Origin of the sequence: Ruegeria sp. HKCCA5491 (genome assembly GCF_013034565.1) — a bacterium.
GTDB lineage: Bacteria > Pseudomonadota > Alphaproteobacteria > Rhodobacterales > Rhodobacteraceae > Ruegeria.
Genome location: NZ_WQGG01000018.1, coordinates 21,101 through 39,977, shown reverse-complemented (window position 1 = coordinate 39,977; position 18,877 = coordinate 21,101). Strand labels below are relative to the sequence as shown.

At 56.6% G+C, this 18,877-nt stretch carries 19 protein-coding genes; 12 read left to right on the top strand and 7 right to left on the bottom strand.

Annotation, left to right across the window (positions count from 1 at the left end; translation table 11 throughout):
• Positions 1-128 precede the first annotated feature (128 nt).
• Positions 129-1,676 (top strand): trimethylamine methyltransferase family protein, encoded by a 1,548-nt coding sequence (locus GOV88_RS19705; RefSeq protein WP_171241457.1) that lies wholly within the window; start codon positions 129-131, stop codon positions 1,674-1,676.
• Positions 1,677-1,692: 16 nt separating this feature from the next.
• On the opposite strand, the gene GOV88_RS19700 is transcribed toward GOV88_RS19705, so the two are convergent.
• Genes GOV88_RS19700 through GOV88_RS19685 form a run of 4 tightly spaced genes read right to left on the bottom strand, consistent with a single transcriptional unit; the run spans position 1,693 to position 6,163 of the window.
• Positions 1,693-3,033 (bottom strand): FAD-binding oxidoreductase, encoded by a 1,341-nt coding sequence (locus tag GOV88_RS19700; RefSeq protein WP_171241456.1) that lies wholly within the window; start codon positions 3,031-3,033, stop codon positions 1,693-1,695.
• The gene (locus GOV88_RS19695) at positions 3,030-4,526 is read right to left on the bottom strand and encodes an aldehyde dehydrogenase (RefSeq protein ID WP_171241455.1); all 1,497 of its coding nucleotides are present in this window, start codon (positions 4,524-4,526) and stop codon (positions 3,030-3,032) included. The genes GOV88_RS19700 and GOV88_RS19695 overlap by 4 nt, the downstream gene beginning before the upstream one ends.
• A gap of 4 nt (positions 4,527-4,530) precedes the next feature.
• Positions 4,531-5,448 (bottom strand): dihydrodipicolinate synthase family protein, encoded by a 918-nt coding sequence (locus GOV88_RS19690; protein WP_171241454.1) that lies wholly within the window; start codon positions 5,446-5,448, stop codon positions 4,531-4,533.
• 7 nt (positions 5,449-5,455) lie between these two features.
• The gene (locus GOV88_RS19685; RefSeq protein ID WP_171241453.1) at positions 5,456-6,163 is read right to left on the bottom strand and encodes a GntR family transcriptional regulator; all 708 of its coding nucleotides are present in this window, start codon (positions 6,161-6,163) and stop codon (positions 5,456-5,458) included.
• 123 nt (positions 6,164-6,286) lie between these two features.
• Between GOV88_RS19685 and GOV88_RS19680 the strand changes: the two genes are divergently transcribed.
• Positions 6,287-7,237: a GlxA family transcriptional regulator gene (locus GOV88_RS19680; protein WP_171123622.1), complete on the top strand. Its 951-nt coding sequence runs from the start codon at positions 6,287-6,289 to the stop codon at positions 7,235-7,237.
• A 412-nt stretch (positions 7,238-7,649) separates the two neighbouring features.
• Positions 7,650-8,156: a hypothetical protein gene (locus GOV88_RS19675; protein ID WP_171126205.1), complete on the top strand. Its 507-nt coding sequence runs from the start codon at positions 7,650-7,652 to the stop codon at positions 8,154-8,156.
• A 104-nt stretch (positions 8,157-8,260) separates the two neighbouring features.
• Here the strand turns inward: GOV88_RS19675 and GOV88_RS19670 are convergent, their stop codons facing one another.
• Both GOV88_RS19670 and GOV88_RS19665 read right to left on the bottom strand, forming a co-directional pair.
• Positions 8,261-9,919, bottom strand: a complete 1,659-nt coding sequence (locus tag GOV88_RS19670) for a pentapeptide repeat-containing protein (RefSeq protein WP_171123618.1) — start codon at positions 9,917-9,919, stop codon at positions 8,261-8,263.
• A gap of 149 nt (positions 9,920-10,068) precedes the next feature.
• Positions 10,069-10,647 carry a TetR/AcrR family transcriptional regulator gene (locus GOV88_RS19665; protein WP_171123616.1) on the bottom strand — a complete coding sequence of 193 codons (579 nt, stop codon included), beginning with the start codon at positions 10,645-10,647 and terminating at the stop codon, positions 10,069-10,071.
• Between the two features lie 86 nt (positions 10,648-10,733).
• Between GOV88_RS19665 and GOV88_RS19660 the strand changes: the two genes are divergently transcribed.
• The 9 genes from GOV88_RS19660 (at position 10,734) to GOV88_RS19620 (ending at position 17,604) form a co-directional block, all read left to right on the top strand.
• The gene (locus tag GOV88_RS19660; protein WP_171241452.1) at positions 10,734-11,201 is read left to right on the top strand and encodes a cupin domain-containing protein; all 468 of its coding nucleotides are present in this window, start codon (positions 10,734-10,736) and stop codon (positions 11,199-11,201) included.
• Between the two features lie 669 nt (positions 11,202-11,870).
• Positions 11,871-12,113 (top strand): hypothetical protein, encoded by a 243-nt coding sequence (locus GOV88_RS19655; protein WP_171123612.1) that lies wholly within the window; start codon positions 11,871-11,873, stop codon positions 12,111-12,113.
• 360 nt (positions 12,114-12,473) lie between these two features.
• Positions 12,474-13,679, top strand: coding sequence for an integrase family protein (locus GOV88_RS19650; RefSeq protein ID WP_171241451.1), 1,206 nt, complete (start codon positions 12,474-12,476; stop codon positions 13,677-13,679).
• Positions 13,676-14,347 carry a hypothetical protein gene (locus GOV88_RS19645; protein ID WP_171241450.1) on the top strand — a complete coding sequence of 224 codons (672 nt, stop codon included), beginning with the start codon at positions 13,676-13,678 and terminating at the stop codon, positions 14,345-14,347. The genes GOV88_RS19650 and GOV88_RS19645 overlap by 4 nt, the downstream gene beginning before the upstream one ends.
• Before the next feature lie 115 nt (positions 14,348-14,462).
• Entirely contained in the window at positions 14,463-14,702 is a 240-nt protein-coding gene (locus GOV88_RS19640; RefSeq protein WP_217358939.1) for an AlpA family transcriptional regulator, read from the top strand.
• A gap of 87 nt (positions 14,703-14,789) precedes the next feature.
• On the top strand, positions 14,790-15,380 hold the full coding sequence (locus GOV88_RS19635) for a helix-turn-helix domain-containing protein (RefSeq protein WP_171241449.1): 591 nt from the start codon (positions 14,790-14,792) through the stop codon (positions 15,378-15,380).
• 367 nt (positions 15,381-15,747) lie between these two features.
• A complete protein-coding gene (locus tag GOV88_RS19630) occupies positions 15,748-16,041 on the top strand; it encodes a hypothetical protein (protein WP_171241448.1) in 294 nt (97 codons plus the stop codon).
• 47 nt (positions 16,042-16,088) lie between these two features.
• On the top strand, positions 16,089-16,514 hold the full coding sequence (locus GOV88_RS19625) for a single-stranded DNA-binding protein (protein ID WP_171241447.1): 426 nt from the start codon (positions 16,089-16,091) through the stop codon (positions 16,512-16,514).
• A 925-nt stretch (positions 16,515-17,439) separates the two neighbouring features.
• A complete protein-coding gene (locus GOV88_RS19620; protein ID WP_171241446.1) occupies positions 17,440-17,604 on the top strand; it encodes a hypothetical protein in 165 nt (54 codons plus the stop codon).
• A 134-nt stretch (positions 17,605-17,738) separates the two neighbouring features.
• Here the strand turns inward: GOV88_RS19620 and GOV88_RS19615 are convergent, their stop codons facing one another.
• Positions 17,739-18,677 (bottom strand): Hint domain-containing protein, encoded by a 939-nt coding sequence (locus tag GOV88_RS19615; protein ID WP_171241445.1) that lies wholly within the window; start codon positions 18,675-18,677, stop codon positions 17,739-17,741.
• Between the last annotated feature and the right edge of the window lie 200 nt (positions 18,678-18,877).

The following is an 18,877-nucleotide window of genomic DNA, read 5'->3' as shown; positions in this document are numbered from 1 at the left end:
AGTCAGCATTTAAGAGTTTAGCGGATCGCTTTCTTGTCAATGTCGCTTCTTGCAAACAGATATCGCAATCAGTGACGTACGTGGCCTGCGAATCCTCCAGTCTGGGGTCAAGATCGGAGGATTGCCCCATGAACATTCGCACCGCCAACCGCGCAGGAGGCCGTTCCGCCCGCCGCGCCCTGCGCACCGCGCCCAATTTCGACATGCTGCCCGGTCTGACCCGTGGCATCCCCTTGTGTGAGGTGATGGACGGCGCGCAGGTTGAACGCATCGACAACGCCTCAATGGATATTCTCGAGAATGTGGGTGTCCAGTTTCGCGATCCCATCGCGTTGGAGGATTGGAAGAGGGTTGGCGCCAAGGTCGAGGGTGAGATGGTCTATCTGGATCGCGGGTTGATGCGCGATCTGATCGCCACCATCCCCAACGATTTCACCTATCACGCGCGCGATCCGAAAAAGAATGTGCGGCTGGGCGGGCCGCATTCGATCTTTGTGCCGATGACCGGCGCGCCCTTCCTGCGCGACTTTGAGGATGTGCGCCGCAACCCGACGCTGGACGATCTGGCGATGTTCCACAAGCTGTCCCACATGCTGCCCGCGCTGCATTCCAGCGCCCATCACATCGTGGAACCCTATGATCACCCGATCAGCCAGCGCCATCTGCGGATCACCTATTCGTCGATGAAACATTCAGACAAGACCTTCATGGGCATGACCACCAGCCCCAAAAACGCCGAGGACGTGATGGAGATGTGCGCCATTCTGTTCGGCGAGGATTACCTAGAGGATCACCCGGTCACCACCGGCAATTGTAACGGCAACTCGCCCTTGGTATGGGACGAAACCATGCTGGGGGCCTTGCGCGCTTTTTGCCGCCGCAAGCAACCGGTGCTGTGTTCGCCCTTCGTACTAGGTGGGGCGAATACACCGGCATCCGTTCCAGCTACCGTGGCGCAGTTGAACGCCGAAGCGCTAAGCGCACTGGCCTATACGCAGATCATCCGCAAGGGTGCGCCCGCGATCTACGGGCATTACTTGTCGACCGTCTCGATGAAGTCCGGTGCGCCGATGGCAGGCACGCCCGAGATCAGCCTGATGAACTTCATGATCGGCCAAATGGCGCGGTACTACGGCGTGCCGTGGCGTACCTCGAACACTTTGGGCGGTGCCAAGACCTTTGACGCGCAGGCCGGATATGAATCCGCCACCACGTTGCAGGCGGTGGTCCATGCAGGTGCCAACTATATATGGCACAGCGCGGGCTGGAATGAGGCCGGGATGCACTGTTCCGTCGCCAAGTTCATCGTCGATGCAGAACAATGCGCGATGGCCTATCGCATGGCCGAAGGGCTGAAATGGGATGATTTCGATCAAGCCTTGGCCGCTGTTCCCGATGTCGGTCCCGGCGGACACTACTTGGGCCATCCGCATACGCAGGACAATTTCCAAAGCGCCTTTTTCATGCCTGAGATGTTCGACAACAACTCGATCGAGCAATGGCAGGCCGAAGGCAGCATCGAGATCACAGAACGCGCCCTGACCCGGGCCAAAACCCTGCTGGCCGAATACCAGGAACCAAAGCTGGACGAGGCCAAGAACGAAGCGCTGCTGGATTATATCGCCCGACGGGAACGGGAAATCCCGGCGGCGGATGAGTTGAACCAAAGCTATTGAAAAGCGGTGGGTCCGTTCATTCGTCGCGGGCCCGCCATTCCTTCCATCGTAATACTGCATTCGCACCAAGCTCGCGAAAGGGCTGCGGGGGCAAGCGTTTGGGTGGGTGTTCTGCTTCGAAGTGCCGGGTGATGTCCGAGTTGTACCCGCAGGCGCGCTCGGCCGCTGCGATGCCTGTCAGCGTTCCGCGTGCGGTGCCCAGCCCGTTCTGGACGCAGCCGGAAAAGACATCCGGTTCGATCTGCCGCGCGACGGACACTCCGTTAAGGCTCAGGCACAGATGGCCCGCCCATTGGTACTGCATTGGCAGGCCTGCCAACTGTGGAAAACGCTGATCAAACTTGCGCTGCATGACCCGCGAGGCGCGTTCAAGATCGCGAGGCGTGGCGGCCATTCCGGGACGCAGCGCGGCGCAGGTCCGGGTAATGATACGATTGCCGCCCTGACCGGTATCTATCCGACGCATGGTCGTGCCCATCGGGTCAGACGGGGTCACACCCCAGCGCGGCTGACCGCCGATAAGGGCCATTAGATCCACGTCCAGCTCGGGCGTCATTGCAGCAAAGAGGAACAGTTGCATCAGTCGGTCGGTCTCGATCCCGAAGCTTTCCAGATGACCGTTTACGGTAAGGATAACCGCACCCGTGCTGACCGCGCCACGCGCCGTTCGTACCTGCCACGCGCCGCCTTGTTTCTGAAACCCAGTGACGGCTGAGTTCTCGAACACCGCGACCCCATCCCCGACCAGCCCAGCCGCCAAACCGCGCACATAGCCCGCCGGTTGCAGCATCACCGTCCCCGGTGTGAAAAGACCCGAGCGATAGTGGCGCGAGCCGGTCAACTCATACATTTGCTGTGGGTCCAGCATTTCACTGGTCTCGCCCAGACTGGCCAGATGCCGTGCGTAGCTTTTGTTATGCACGTGCCCGGCTGCGCTGGCGGCGCCGTTCACTTTGCCCGCCGCATCGAAATAGTTCGGGTCGATCCGGTATTGCTCGACGGCTTCACGCGCGAACGCAATAGCGCGGCGGTTCAATGCGATCATGGCCCTGTCATCGCCCGCGCCCGCATAATCGTCGGACGCCAGATCATGCGGCAGGTCGATCATAAAGCCTGAGTTCCGCCCCGCCGCGCCTTCGGCCACGCGCCCGGCCTCCAGCACTACGATCTTGGCACTGGGCTGCAGTTGCGTCAGACGCCGGGCTGCGGACAAGCCAGCAAATCCTGCGCCTATGATCGTGAAGTCAGCATTGATTTCGGCCTTCAGCTCGCGGGCCGAGGGCTGCGCCCCCAAAAGAACGCTCCACGCCGCAGGCCCACGGTGGAGGGGCAGGGTGCGGGCGGTGTAGCTGCTCAATCCACCGCCTCATCCGCGTCATCGGCCAGATCAATCCAGATGGTTTTCAGCTGGGTGTATTGATCATGGGCGTGAACCGAGTTGTCGCGCCCGCCAAAGCCAGATTGCTTGTAGCCGCCGAAGGGCGTGGTGATGTCGCCCTCGCCAAAGCTGTTCACCGTGACCGTACCGGCCCGGATCGCCCGAGCGCCGCGAATGGCGCGTTTGACATTGGCCGTAAAGATCGAAGCACATAGGCCATACTCAGTGTCATTGGCAATCTTGATGGCCTCGTCAAAGCCCGAGACTTCGATCACCGACAGCACGGGGCCGAAGATTTCCTCGCGCGCCAAAACTGCGTCATTGCCGGGCACCTCAACGACCGTGGCCTCGACAAACCCGTCCTTTGCGGTGCCGCCGATCACGACATTATCGGCCTGTTCCAGATAGCCGCAGACCTTGGTGAAATGCCCCTCGCTGACCAGCGCACCCATACGCGTTTCCGGGTTCAGAGGGTCGCCGATATTCCATTGTTTCGCGTGATGGGCGATGCGTTCCAGCAGCTCAGTCTTCACGTCCTTATGCACGATCAACCGGGACGAGGCCGAGCAATTCTCTCCCATATTCCAGAACGCGCCGTTGACGATATGCGCGGCCACGCGGTCCAGATTTTCGGCATCTTCCATCACGATGGCGGGGTTCTTGCCGCCCATCTCAAGCACTACCTCTTTGGCGTTGCTTTCCGCCGAATAGGTCAGGAACCGCTTGCCGGTGACGGTTGAGCCGGTGAAGGACACCATGTCGATATCCATATGTCGCCCGATGGGCTCGCCCACCTCGGCCCCGCCACCCGGAACAATGTTCAGCACGCCGCGCGGCAGACCGGCCTCCATCGCCAGTTCGGCCAGACGAAGGGCGGTCAGCGTGGTTTCGGCCGCCGGTTTCACGACCACGGTACAGCCTGCCGCCAAGGCTGGTCCGATCTTCCACGCCAGCATCAGCAGAGGGAAGTTCCACGGCAGCACTAGACCCACTACGCCAATCGGTTCACGAACCACCATAGCGATGTGATCGTCGCTGGCGGGTGAGACCTGATCATAAATCTTGTCGATCGCCTCGGCGTGCCATTTCAGGCAGTGGATCGCCTCAGGGATGTCGACGGTTTCGCAGTCATAGATGGTCTTGCCGCTGTCGATGCTCTCCATCACCGCCAGCTCGCGGGCGTTGCTCTTCATCAGTTTGCACAGGCGGATCAGCACATCCTTACGGTCCGAAGGATGCAATCGCGACCATCGGCCATCGTCAAACGCCTCGCGCGCTTTTTCGACGGCAAAATCTACGTCTGCGCCGCCGCAGGAAGCGATATCGGTCAGTTTCGCGTTGGTTGCAGGGTTCACCGTCTCAAACGTCTGGCCCGAGATCGCGGGGCGATAGCCGCCGTCAATGAAGGCCCCGGTGGGCAGGTCCAGCCTTGCGGCGATGGATGTGTATTCGTCCTGTGTCAACAGTTCCATTGCCTTACCCCTCAGCCACAATGTCAGCGATTGTTTTCTTCAATACGCGTGTCACCTGTTGCAGCGCGCGCTTGTCATCCTTGTTCAACCCTTTCAGCGGGGGGCGCATCTCGCCCGCATTAATCCCGTTCATGGTTACGCCGTGCTTGATCGTCTGGATGAATTTGCCGCCCTGCTCCAAGACCCGCATCAGTGGCATCATCGCCGACATGATCCGGCGGCCCTTGGCAAAATCCCCCTCGGTCACGCAAGCCTGATACAGCGCCACATGCTCGGCAGGTAGAAAGTTTGATCCACCGCAAACCCAGAACGGAGCGCCCCAGGCAAAGAACTCCAACGCCTGATCGTCCATGCCACAGCCCAGTTGGATATGCGGGTAATCCCGCGCCAGCAGATGCACCCGGTTGATATCGCCCGAGCTTTCCTTGATGCCGCAGAAGTTTCGGCTGCGACCAACCCGGTCAAGGAACTCTTCTCCCATCATCGTGCCGGTGCGGTGCGGATAGTTATACAGCATCACGGGCAGGTCAGCGGCCTTGTCGACGGCCAGCGCGTTCAATGCGTTCTCGCGGTCGGTGGGCACCGCGTAGGGCGGGCTGGCCAGCAGGATTGCATCCGCGCCGATCTCGCGCGCGCCCGAGGCCAGAGCGATCGAATCCGCCGTCAGCATCGCGCCTGTGCCGATCACCAGGGGAAGACGGCCCTTCAACTGCTGATGCGTGAACCGCGCCAGCTCCAGCCGTTCTTCGACCGTCTGGGCATAGTTCTCACCCGTCGACCCGCCCGAGATCAACCCATGCACACCGTGGTCGATCAGGTACTCGATTACCTGCGCCAGAGCATCCCAATTCACGGACCCATCGGCGTGATAGGGCGTGATCACCGGGGTATAGATCCCCTCAAACTTGAAAATCGGGTTCATTGCATCCTCATGCAGGTTTCGACAGGGGCGCGCCCATGGGCACATCCAACGCGTCGGGCATCACGAACAGTTCGATCTGATCGCGTGAAAGGTTCCAGTGGTCCTCGGCCAACTGTGCAGCCGCCGCCTCATCGCCCGCCTCGATGGCGGCGATGATGGCGTCGTGCTGGCGACTGGCTTCAGACAGGTTTTCGGTCATCTTGGTGGTTTGAGGGCGATAGAACGTCATCCCGATCCGGGCGTGATCTATCAGCAGGCGGTTGAACGAGGGCAACAGATAGACATTGCCCGACATCTCTCCGGTCACGTCGTGGAAACGGTTATTGGCCAGGGCGCGGTCTTCGGCGGACCCAGCGCGCAAGGCCGCCTTGAACGCCTGCTGCGCATCTTTCAGCGCGTCGATCTGTGCCCTTGTCGCGTTCTGCGCCGCTAGTCGCAGAATGGCCCCGTAAACCATCGGTGCGGCCAGAAAGAAGTCGCGCAGGGTGGTATATGACATCTCGGACACCCGCGCAGATCGGTTTGTGCGCAGATCCAGATATCCTTCACCTGCAAGTTGTCGGAACACCTCGCGCAGAGGCGTGCGGGACAGGCCGAACGCATCGGACAGATGCGCCTCGTCCAGATCAGTGCCGGGCTGCAAGCGCAGGGTTAGAATTCCGACCTTCAGATGTTCGGTCAGCTCCGCTTTGCGAGATTTGGCGTCGTCTTTCATCCGGTTTCCCCCAGTCAAGCACGATTCGTGTTGGGTCTTCCCTTCTGTATTCGAAAAAAATACAAATTGTATACACAAAAGAATCGTGCAGCATGAAACACGCCCAACTAGACGGATCACCCCATGCGCCAAACCCGGCACATCACTTTCATCCTGATCGAAGAGTTTTCGCACCTTGCCTTTTCATGCGCGGTCGAGCCGCTGCGGATCGCAAATCTCGTCAGTGAGGAACAGCTTTATGACTGGACGCTGGTTTCAGAGGATGGTGAACGCGCGGTCTGTTCCAATGAACTGGTGACATTAGTGCATGGCGGGCTGGACGATCTGCCGAAGACCGACCAGCTTTTTGTGTTGTCCGGCATCCATATGCGCAACCACGTCACCCGCCCTTTGCTGGCGACCCTACGCCGCGAACGGGCGCGGGGAACGGCGATCGGTGCCTTATGTTCGGGCGCATGGCTGCTGGCCGAGGCCGGTTTTCTGGATGGAATGCAGGCGGCAATTCATTGGGAATACCACGACGCCTTTATGGAGGCCTTTCCCGAAGTAAACCTTGTCCGCAGCGTTTTTGTGGCAGATGAAAAGCACATTACCGCGTCCGGCGGTACGGCCACAGCCGACCTGATGTTGCACCTGATTGAGCGCGACCACGGCGAGGAACTGGCCATCGCGGTGGCTGACCAGATGGTTTACAACGCCGTGCGCAATGCCACCGCAAAACAACGCGTTTCGTTGCAATCCAGAAACGGGATGCGTAATGCGCATTTGGCGAAAGCCATCCACATCATGCGAGACTGCATAGAGGCCCCCATGTCTCCGTCTCAGATTGCCGAAGACCTTGGCATTTCGACCCGGCAACTTGAGCGACTGTTTGGAAAATACCTGAATACGTCCCCCAAGAAATATTTTATGGAGTTACGTCTGGAGCGGGCGCAGAAATTGCTGTTGCAAACCGAAGCGTCGGTCACCGAGGTGGCGATGGCTTGCGGGTTCGAAAGCCCGGGCCATTTCTCAAGGGTGTATCGGTCGAGTTTCGGCGTCACCCCGCATGCGCAAAAAAGCAAGATCGATTAAGTCGCTATGATGGGGGAGCTGCTCTGCCCTTGGGCGAGTCGGGCTGGGCAGGCGCTCACCCCCCTTAGTCCCGCTCGTACCCCCTCGTTAAAGTCTTACTGGTAAACAAATCCGCGGGATTGAACTGGTATAGGCGGTGAAATAGGCATAACTGGTACCAGATCATGTCCGTTTTGAGGGCATTTTGCGCGGGAACGCCTGATTTTGTTGCACGGTTCAGCCGGTGCTTGGGGCGAGCCGCGTCACGGCGAAAACAAACTCAGAGCGGATATGTTTGCGTTAAACGCCCATTTGTGTCATTTTTGTAATTGCCAGAAATCGAGGGATTACAGCGAAATAAGGCAGAAAAAAACATTAGAATGAACTTTGAGTTTCCCATGTCCTCATCAAGGGTTTTTACCGGAGGGCTAAAATGAATTTTGAAACACAAGACGCTGCAGTGAGTTCAGCATCGTGCGGTGTTCCTACAAAAATGCGCGAACATCAGATCTGTCAGGCATCCTCGGCGGCAGAAGCAGCGTTTGAACAGATTGCACGCGCTGCCTCTTTCGGTGCGGGTTTGACAGGTGAGTTCCAGAAACGCGTGTTCTCCATTTTCCGGTGGTATTTTCTTTCAGCCTTTTGCACGCGCATGCTTTCAGAGTCAGTGCATCGGTTGGAGCATCAGACGTTGCAGGTATCTATGGATATCTACAGCGCCGTCAGCATGGTGCTGACGGAAAGCGAAATCGAGGAATCGATGGCGCTTGTTCGCACGGAACGCACCTCTTTGACATTGGGTCGGGCGAACGACATCGGTGCCAGAGGTCATACGGTTGGCTGGGTCGCTGCAGGTTTGCATGAAAAAGGTCGCGAATTTCCCGGTGAGATCGAGAATGCCCTGGCGGGTGCGCTGGCTGCGTCCAAGCGATTGAACTGACGCCACCGGCGGCAAGTGGCCCCGCTTACGCAGGCTGGAACCCTCACTAACAATCGGGCGGTTTGCGCTACAGAAGCGCCGGGCAGGGTTGAGTAATCAACATCCTACTCCCGGGCTTCTAACAGACCCCAGGTTTCGCCTCCAAAGCCGCCATTGAACAAAAAGCGGAACCTGGCTGACAGCATGTCGGCCTCGACCGCGGATGTCAGGCCGTCGCCCTTGAAGGCACCCAAGGAAAAGATGAAGTATAGTTCTCCGGTGTCAGTAACTTGGCCGACACCTTCAGCCCGTTGTTGGTTTTGGTCGTCGGAAATAATCGTCCAGTGCAGGCGTGCATAGTTCTTCAGGTCTTCCTCGGCCTGAATCGAGAGGATTCCGTTGTAGCAGCACTGTTCTTCAACATAGGTGTTTGTCGCGTTATCGAAATAACCGTCGAAATACCCCTCCACAAAATACGTGCCGACGATCCGCTCAACGTCTTCGATGGGTTGCATTGTCATCGGGGCAGCCGTCTCCAAGCCTGAGTCTGGATTGCAGTCGCGGCTTTCAAGTGAACCGTCAGGCATGATCGTGTCGCACAGGATCGCGTTTTGCAGCGCTTTCTGGGCGACTTCAAAGTTCTTTTTCAGGGTTTCCTCTTTCTGAGCGTGCTCGGGGTCGTGGACTTCCTCGATAAAGCTGGCATTGGTCAGATCCGCGCCACTGAGATCGGTGCCCAGAAACGAAGTCCCGATCAGGTAAGAGTCATCCAGCAGCGCCCCTTGCAGATCAGCCCAGTTGAAATCGGCGCCATCCAGAAATGCCGCCTTGAAGTCTGCTTTGCGCAAAAATGTTTCTGACAAGTCTGCGTTTCGGATATCGGCGGCCCAGAAATTAGCGCCTTCCATGGACGAACCCCTGAAATTCGCGCGGCGCAAGTCTGCGGCCTCCAGATTGGCCCCTCTCAGAAAGGAACACCTCAGGATTGCACCGGTCAGCCCTGCACCACGCAATTGGGTATTCACCAGATAGGCGCCTGTCATTTCTGCGCCGATCAGGTTCGCGGAACTAAGGTTGGCCCCCCGTAGATCCGAGTTGACCAAAATGGCCGAGGACAGGTTGGCATTGCGCAGATCGGCTTCGCGCATGTCCACGTCGGTCAGTTCGACGGCTTGCAGATCCGCGTTGGCTAGGGACACCCCGATCAGCTTGGTATCCTCCAAGGAAAGAAACGCGCGATTATCAACTTTCGTCGTCGATTGCGGCGTACAGTCATTGTTTTGATAGAACGGGACGACTGTTGCCGGCTGCCTGTGAACAATGAGGTTGGCATCTTTCAGAAACTGAACAACCAGACCCTGCCGTTCGCGGTTGATTTCCCGCATGATGGTCTGCGTCTTGGTTCTTGCGATCGCCAATACCGCCGGTCGGACCCAGACTTTTCCCAAGGACTGTTCCAACTGAAGCTCGCCGATCGCATCGAAATACGCCTGCAGCGCGTTGGTCTGCAATCGGCTTTCATCCCTTTCGCGTTGCCGAAGTGTTTCTTGCTGCTGAATTTCGTTCTGACGTTTGACCGAAATATCGTTCAGCCAGAACCCACCCACCGCCAGAACAAAAGGCACGATCAAAAGGTTTAGGACATCCCACAGCGTGCGCCCCTGAAACCCCGACCAATTCGCACTGAGCGGAGCACCGCAAGACGAACAGGTTCCGGACGCTATATCCGTAAGCTGACCGCAATTCGGACATTTGGTCGTTTGGGGTGGCCGTTTCGTACCCATCCGTCGCTCTCGTCCTTCGGAAACAATAGTTTACTGAGACACGTGCTTTGGTGAGTTATGCCACATTTTCGGAAACTCTGAAAATTTCGCCGAAAACGCGCTGGGACTAACACCAGCCTGTGACAGTGAAATAAGTATTTGATGCACTGCTAGGTCGGAAGATATCTGTCCAGCAGGGCATCGACCAACCCCTCTTGAAGCCGGTCACCGGTCGGCTGGTCCACGCGCAAAATGTCTTCGAGAATGATGAATTGTTCCATTCCGGTTGTCATGGAAAGCCGGTTTGCAAGATCTTCGAACTTTGAAGGGCCCAGAGCAGACCGAACAGGGGTAAGAGCCTCAGCAAAGGCGGCAACGCGTCTGGCCCCCCGCATCTTTACGGTTCCGTCCTGAAGCGATGCTTTGAAGGATTCTGACAAAAATTGGCGAAAATACGCCTCATGCGTGCGCGAGAATTCAAGGTAATACCGCGCCACCGCATGAACACGCCGCCGAACGTCCGATATCCCCTCAAGCAAGTCTGAAGTCGGCCTGACCTCCATGTCCAATGTGGCATCCAGAGCCAGCACCCCGGGATCGGAGAAATACCTGTAAACCGTGGCGCGGCTGATCTGCGCGTGTTCGGCCACTTTCGCCAGGGTTACTTCGGTGCCCTCGGACATGAGCGCACGCGCCGCCGACAAAAGTGCCTCGCGCGTTCGGTTTTTCTGATTTGTCCGTGTTGCCAAGTTCAGGTCCTTTTATGATACACTTGTCTCATAAGTAGATATGTGTATCATAATGACATGAAGATTGAAGTAAAGGGAGTCGCCCGATGACTGAATCTCGTCCACGCATTTATCACCTGCTTGGTAATCTTTTGACCTTTCACGCCTTTCCGGCAGAGACCGGGGATCGCTATACGATTGTCGAGATCAAGACCGCCCCGGGTGCTGGCGCGCCGCCTAATCATCATGCGGGTGAAGACGAAAGTTTCTTCGTGCTGGACGGGGAGTTTGAGTTTCTTGTGGACGGTGAGACCATCAAGGTCTCAGGCGGTGATTTTGTAAAAGTGCCAGATGGCGCGGTTCACGCATTTACTTGTACTAGCGCCCAACCCGGTCGGCTGCTTTGCGTCAATTCTCCGGGCGCCATGCATGACACGTTTTTTACCCAGGCTGGCGAAGCCATGCCCGACGGAACAACCGAGATTCCGGTTATGGACGCGCCCCCTGACATACCGGCGATCATGGCTGTCGCAACAAGCGCCGGTATGACGATCCTGGCACCTGCTGACGCCTGATCCCTTTCAACTGCGCCTGACAAGGCAACAGAGATTTGCCTTGTCTTACCCGTTAGATGCAAAGCCTTTTGGCGCTTAGACACATGTTTCTGGCAGGGATTCATACGTAGACCCGCAGGGCGCTTGCCATATGCGCGGCAGTCCTGCTGTATCGTATGGTTGCCACGTCAACCGAGGGGGTTGCGGCGGGATCAGGGGGTGCGGCGCATAGCCAAAACACCAAGCCCTCGCGGAGTCTGTGATGCCCCCCCGACTGTAACCACATTCAGACTTGGAAACCCATTTGGCCGCAATGCGCATGTCATTGGCGCTTTGCAACATGCTGCGTGAACTGCCTCCTTCCACATCATTTGGGTGATTGGAATGGAGATAGACGTATGGCGAATATCGAAAGACTGATTGAGGAGCCCACCTTGGATATGCTGAATGCAAAGATTGCGCAGATGTCCCAATATGGCTGGAAACCGATTGGTTGTCCGAAAAGGTCCAGAACGGGGTTTGTGCAGACTGTACAGCGGATATGTTGTATCTGTTGAATATGATACGGTCTCGCTAACCGAACAATTAGACCCGAATGACAAACCGGTACACCAATGTGGGTCGTAACTGGCGACGATGTGCCAGCGGTGGACGGAGGCCCGGAACGACTAAGTAAGGAACCGAACGCCGATGAGGTATTCCGACATGGTCAAAAACCGATCTTGGCAATGCGCCACGGAATTGGCGATGGCCGGAGAACATGAGCCTGCGGGAAAAATCCTGCACGCCTACGGGTTGATGAAATCAGAAAGCGATGACCTTGAGACTGTCCTGCGCCTAATGCGCGAGGCGCGCGACGACGTGAAAGAACAGGGCAACAGTCAAAAGCCAAAGCACCTGGTTCTGCATTTCGAAGCACATTTTACGGAATAACCCAAACGGGGCTGACCAATTGCGACCAAAGCTGGATGCAGGAGGCGGCAAAACCTATCGATAAACAGCGTTTCACCCACGGGTGCCCAATACCGGCGAATTCAGTTTGCTAATCCAGTGTTCGACCGAATTTTCAAACAAAAAAAATTTGGGGGCTTGATGGTGCTGCTGGAGAGAATTGAACTCTCGACCTCTCCCTTACCAAGGGACAGGTGGGAATAGACAGCGCCCGCCACAGCCCCAGGAACCCCTTCAATTACAGGCGTATGCGGCCTATTCTTCTGACTGAGGCCGCCACAAGCCCTCACTCTGGTGCGCCATATGTGCGCCACATGCCAAACGATGATGACGGATGAAACGATGACAGACAGACAGCCCGCGCCCGTGGTGCGCCTGAAGCCCAAACCCGCCGAACCGGTCAAGCTGACAGCTCAGCGTGTGGCCAGGCTCAAACCGCGCGCCAAGCCCTATGATGTGCGGGATGCGCAGACACCGGGCCTGATTGTCCGCGTGCAGCCCAGCGGGTCGGCGTCCTACTATGTGAAGGGGCGTGTTGGCTCTGGTCGCGAGGCTATTGCCCGCAACGTGCGGATTGGGTCGGTTGATGCGGTTACGCTGGCCACGGCACGCGATGAGGCGCTGCGGCTGCTTGCTGAGATGCGGCAGGGCATAGATCCAACGGACAAACTCGACGCGCTCTCCCTGTCTCAGCTGATTGACGCATATACTGAACGCTTGGCGCAACGTGGCGTCGTAAAGCGCAACGATGTAGTTTCCTGCCTGCAGCGTAACCTCAAGCGATACCTGAACCGCCCAGCGCAGGATCTGACGCGGGCGCAGATCGTGGGTGTTATGGATGCGATTGAGGCAGGCGGGCAGCAAAGTGACTATTTGCGCAAGTGCTTGTCCGGTCTGCTGACCTGGGGCGCAAACGCTGGATATCTGCCCGCAAATGTGCTGGCCGGGTATCGCAGGGACAGGGAAACGCGCACCCAGAAACTCAATACGCGCCCCAAGGTGACGCTGACCACGCCAGAGGAAATTCGTGGTTTCTGGATCGCGACAGGCCAACTGACAAACCCTGTGCATCGCGATCTGCTGCGGTTCATGCTGTTGACCGGACAGAGGCGCAGCGAAACAGCCTGGATGACGTACGCGGACATATCCGGTGACGTTTGGAATATCCCGGCTGCCTTGCACAAGATGGGTGAGGCTGTGCGTGTGCCTCTGGGTACATCATCGCTGTCCCTTGTGGATGCGCAGGAGCGGTTGGCCGGATGTGATCTTGTGTTTCCGGGTCGGCATGGCAAACGCATCAGCGGGTTTACCCAGCTGCTGAAACCTCTGCGCGTGGCGCTGGGCATACCGGGGTTTGGGTTTCACGCGCTGCGCAGAACATACCGTACCGGTTTGGAAGCGCTGGGCGTACCGGAACGTGTTTGCGAACTGATGATTGGTCACGCCCGCCCTGATTTGCTGGGGCGATATTCGGCGGCGGACCTGTGGGCGCAGCGTGTAGATGCGCAGGCGCTATGGGAAAGTCACGTTGCCGAGGTGGTCGCATGACGAACGGGCGCGACACGGGCAATCAGAGACTGTCGGAGATGCCAACCACGTATGACGGGCGGCGGGTTGGGGCGGCGTATGTGCAGATGCGGGCTGACCTGACCCGCGCAATGCAGCACCAGTCTAAAGATATGAAGCGGGGCACAGCGCTGACAGCGATTATCCGGTACATGGACGCGGCACACTCGGAGCTGATACAGGGCGATGAGTTGGCAGAACTGCGGCGGTTACGGGCTGAAATACTGCACGATGCAGGCACAGCAGTCACGCGTGAACGGGGCAATGGCCAGCCCCAGAAGCCAGCTGGGGAAACCCTGCTGCGGTGTGCGGCCATCGCGGCGGTGCGTTTTCTGCGCGATGGAAAAGCCCACGGGCAGGCGTTGACAGCGAAGAATGCCCGCGCTGAAGTCGCGCGGATACTGCGCAGTATGGGCCGGTCGGACGGCGTCGAACGTCTGCGGAAATGGGAAGCCGATTGGCTGCCTCGTCAGCGTATCAATTCGGGGCCCGGCGTCGACACGGATGCGGACCCGGAACATGCGGTGGACATTTATCAGGATTTCATGACGCGAAGTTATTGCCCGCCGGAAAACCCAATCATGAAAGCACGCGACACGCTGCGGAAGGTGGGGCGGTCATACGCTCCTGAAACCTGCCCTCGCCTGTAAAGCGATGAGATATCAGATGGTTAGAAAATAGTCCGTTTGGCTCAATCCTAACGGACACAGGTACCGTGGCATTTGTGCTGACAGAGATTTGTTGCCGATTGCAGGGGGTATACACATGACGGAATTCACGCACATGAAACAGCCTGTCCTGGCCGCTGCCGGCGGGATGGTGGAACGGGACGTGCTGTACAGCACGCAGGATTTGGCGGCTATTTTGGGCGTTTCCCCGCGCACGGTGGAACGCTGGCGGCAAGATGGACGCGGGCCAAAGGTAACGCGGTTGTATATTAACGCGCCGCCGAAATATCGCGGGCTGCACATTCTCGAAGCGCTGGAAGCATCGGCGGAACGATGATGCGGGTGGGACGATGAACCCCCACCCGCACGCCAAACGTCGCATCAGAGTGCATACGGAAGCACACCGGAACGCGGTGGACGTACTATGATGGTATCAAGACACAGAGACAACAGCGGCAAGCGCAGGCGGCAAGTCGGCGCGTCTGACCCGGTAGCAACGCACAAGCAGGCAAGACGGTTTGTGTGGGATGCTCTGCGCAATATCGACATGAACCACGGCGCGCAGCTGGTGCTGTTGCTTATGGTTTCACAGTGGAGGCCGGAAAACGGCTGGCGCAAGGGGCGGGACACAATCGCTAAGGCTCTGCGGCTGTCCAAGGATACGGTTGACCGTGCGCTAAGGGAGTTGCAGTCGCTGGGGCTGATTTATGTGGTTGAACCTGCAGCACCACGGCGGCCTGCGGTCTATGACTTCGGGCCTAACGCGTTTGACCTGACCGATGATGAGGGTGGTTCGGCGTGTGAAGACGACGCCGACGCTGCTGATGCTACTCCGCCTGATCATCAGGCGGAGACGAAACCACACCATCAGGCGGAGTACGGCGCTACTCCGCCTGACCATCAGGCGGCTAACGGTATACGGGGGGTTCGCACGGCAAAAACTTACCCATCGCGCGTGGATCAAATCGACCTGTCCGGCGCTGATCGGGATCCTGTCCCGTGGTGGTCAGTGTGACGCGCTTTCCAATCAACCGAGCGCTGCGCCCATCATGTGACACCCGATCGCGTCCCTCATGGCGTCTGTCCCTGTGGCGAGGTTGGCGCTGATGCTCGGGAAACGCAGGACGTGTGGATTTCCCTGCGCATCATATCGGCTGTCCGATCGGTGGCCGATGATGCGCGACGCCATCCGCACCCGCTGTGTTGTCTCGGCACTGGCGCAACAGAACCCACGGGCGCAACATCGCCATGTGTTCCCCCAAGCTCACCACAGGCCGATACAACGCTGCCACGGGCAGAACGGCTGCGTGTCTGGGCAGGGAGAGAAAAAAACGCAACTGACGGACCAGAACCACCAACCAACCATCACAGGAGACAAACCGATGGGAAGAATACTGAAAGCTCACAACCCAGACGCAGCCAGGCAGGACCTAATGGATGAAATAGGCGCGGGGCCCAGCGAAATCATCGTGCGCAATTCTGTCGCTGACGACCTGCAGCGCTGCTTTGCGGAAACCCACGGCGGCCAGACGCGCGACTGGGAATACGGCGGCTGCGAAGAATTCCTGAATTTCAGCGCAGCCGAAACCGTCACGATGGCTGACGCAATGCAAACCACCAACACTTTGTTGGCGCAGGTGTTGCACGGAAGCGGTGGCGTCACGGTCTGTAACTGAGCACAGGCGCAAAACGCAACGCAGCGTCGAACGGAGGAACAGACAACATGCTGAGCATCACAATATTAGGCCGCGTATCGAAGGGCGCGAAACTCACCAAAGCGGGCAACTCCGACGTGTGCAATTTCAGCGTATCGGCTGGCCTGGGCGATGACGCACAGATTGTCGGGTGCAGTCTCTGGGGCAAACGCGCTCAGGCGCTGGCGGAACATCTGGTGCAGGGCGTTCCGGTCACGGTATCGGGGGCGCTGTCTCTGGAAACCCATGAGGGCCATTCATACATGAGCGTGCGCAGCGTGCAGGACATCGCAATTCTGGATACTGTCGAAAATGTGAAGGCCAACCGGAAACGCTATCGTATCAAGTGCAAAGCGCAGCAACAGCAACAAACCAAGCAACGTGCGATTGGCAGTGGAAGCGGCGTTGTGGATGGGAGGCCGTGGGGTTTGGTGGGCTCAGGCCGACAGGAATAGATAGTTGCCGTTGCAGTTTATCTCATCCCCGCATCTGCTGATCAGGTGCCGCTGTTGCTGCACTGTAGTTTTGGCGCTGCGGCCGTCTCGCCGGTATTGTTCTGATGCCTGCCGCAGCGCGGAATACCGATGGCGTAAGACGCAGGCGAAACACGAAGCGGCTTTTGAGGAGCACTGCCGTTTGTTACGTGTCCAAAGTGAAGGACAAACACTTCCCATCGGTACGCGAATTTGCGCGGAATGTGGGGAGGTGTTGTTTCCGTTGGCCAAACGCACTGCCCGCTATTGCAGTGGGAGTTGCAGAAGCAGGGCGTGGCGACAGCAGTAAACGTGCAAATCAGTGGTGGCGCTAAATAAGATGTAAACTGGACTCATGTTTGGTTCTTAAGTTCGTATAGCGTCAAATTTCGTAGTGAGCTCAAGTAGTTTCCGTCTGAGTGGAGGAAACCAGGTTAATTTACCGCTTGGGCTATCCTGCAACCCCACGCCAATCTCATCCCCGATATCGGCGTGGGGTAACTTGCGCAACAAAATACCACATAAACATATGTAAACGTTTGGAAATAGCATAACCATAACGCCAAAACCGTGACGGTATATAGTCGAAGAACAAAGCTATGGCAAAGAAAGTCGAAATTGGCAGAAAATCGTAGGAAACTGCCATAGAACGCAGCAATTCTCATAGAGCCCTTGAATTCAACCAATTAAGTTCGAATAGCTACGGATTTTCTCGTGCAGACCTATGTTGGATCGAGAAGTGGCGCGCCAGAGAAGGCAACTGTCGAACCATCCATTGAACGGTCCACCGGCCCAGAAAAAATACTATTGCTGCTCCGAAAAAGATAAGAAAAAGCGCGATCCCGTCAACATCAAAGTCAGACTGGTTCCAGCCGTATGAAAATTACACTTCTTGAGGAAAACAAAAATGGATTTTGATAAACAAAAGATTGAAGACCTGTTGTGTCGAATTGATGCAATGGTCAATTCTTTGCCCGACACAAAAGATGATAAGATGCATCCGCGCGTAGTATTGTGGGTCGCATTAGGCCAATTGCGAAACGAATTGGGCGTTCCAAGGAAGCAAAACTGAACAATGGTGCCTAACTGAAAACGCAGTTGTGTTCAAAGGTCGTTTTAGCAGAAGCCGTTTGCCGCAAAAATTCTATACCAAAACGGCCAAAAAATCTAAAACTGTTGCCTGTGAAAAACTAGGCTTTCTATGCCTTAGTGCAGCCGACTCTTTGTGGCTTGGAGTAGCGTGCATTCAAATCGTTTAAGAGTAGGCCGACTTGTTTGACCATATTTTCCAACATTGTTTCGTAAGTCGGGAAATATTTCAAAAATCTCATTGCGGGTTTCTTCTGCCATTCCATCGACAACATAATCCCCTGGATGAAAACTCTCTGAGAGCGCATCTTCGGCTACAATGATCTCGTGTTGGTCGAATAGTATGTGATAGTATTTCACTTCAGTAATACTGCATTTGTAAATCGTATCACCGTTCACCAAGTGTTTTGCCGCCGCCAAAAAACAACGATCGCCGAAAAGTAATTCTTCCTGCCACCCGCTAATTACCATTCGATGTTGCGGGGAAACAAACAAGTCTCTCGACGGCACGTTATTGCCCAATGCTCCTTGAGAGATGCATATTGGAAGTAGTTTCGGATTCAAGGCTAGATCAATAGCGTCGAGTTTTCGCGAACCTATCCACCGAATTGGTTGGAGTCCGTGGTCCGCTGTGAGAACCAAATCTCCAGGATTTAATTCCTCAACTGGCCGTTTGTTAACGTCTGTTTGGATGAGCGTACCAGCGACAAAGCACGGTACAATATAATCTCCCCTGTCAAGGTCGCCTTCATTGATAGTTCCTGGCGGAATGTCTACCACTCCTTCCGGAGTATAAACTTTCCATTGCCCAGTGTTAGGACCCGTGCTCGGAACGGTTTCAACCACTATCCAAGTGCTACTACCGACTGTGAAGGTACCAGCAAATGTTCCGATAAGACTCCCGTTTTCAAACAATTGCTCACCAAACTCAAAGGCATTGTTTGAGCCATCGTCGGAAAGAACTCCGTCTGTTGGATCAGTTGAACCCTGTTTGTAGTTCGCGCTAAAACCCGCCTCTTCGTATATAAAGGAAGACGTGAAATCTAAGGAAGCCATATCCACTATTTTCCCAAAGTCGAAGGACCATTAACCTAGTCTTCCCCGATTTTGTCATTAGATCAAGTTTTCTAATGGCTAAACCTCCGGTGTACTGGTTGCGCCGTTTTACTTTTTCGCAATCTCCAATATCGCTGAAATGTCCTAGCGTCCAGCACGGTCCGCAACTCGTTCAATTGGGCGGCGATTGGGCTTGACGT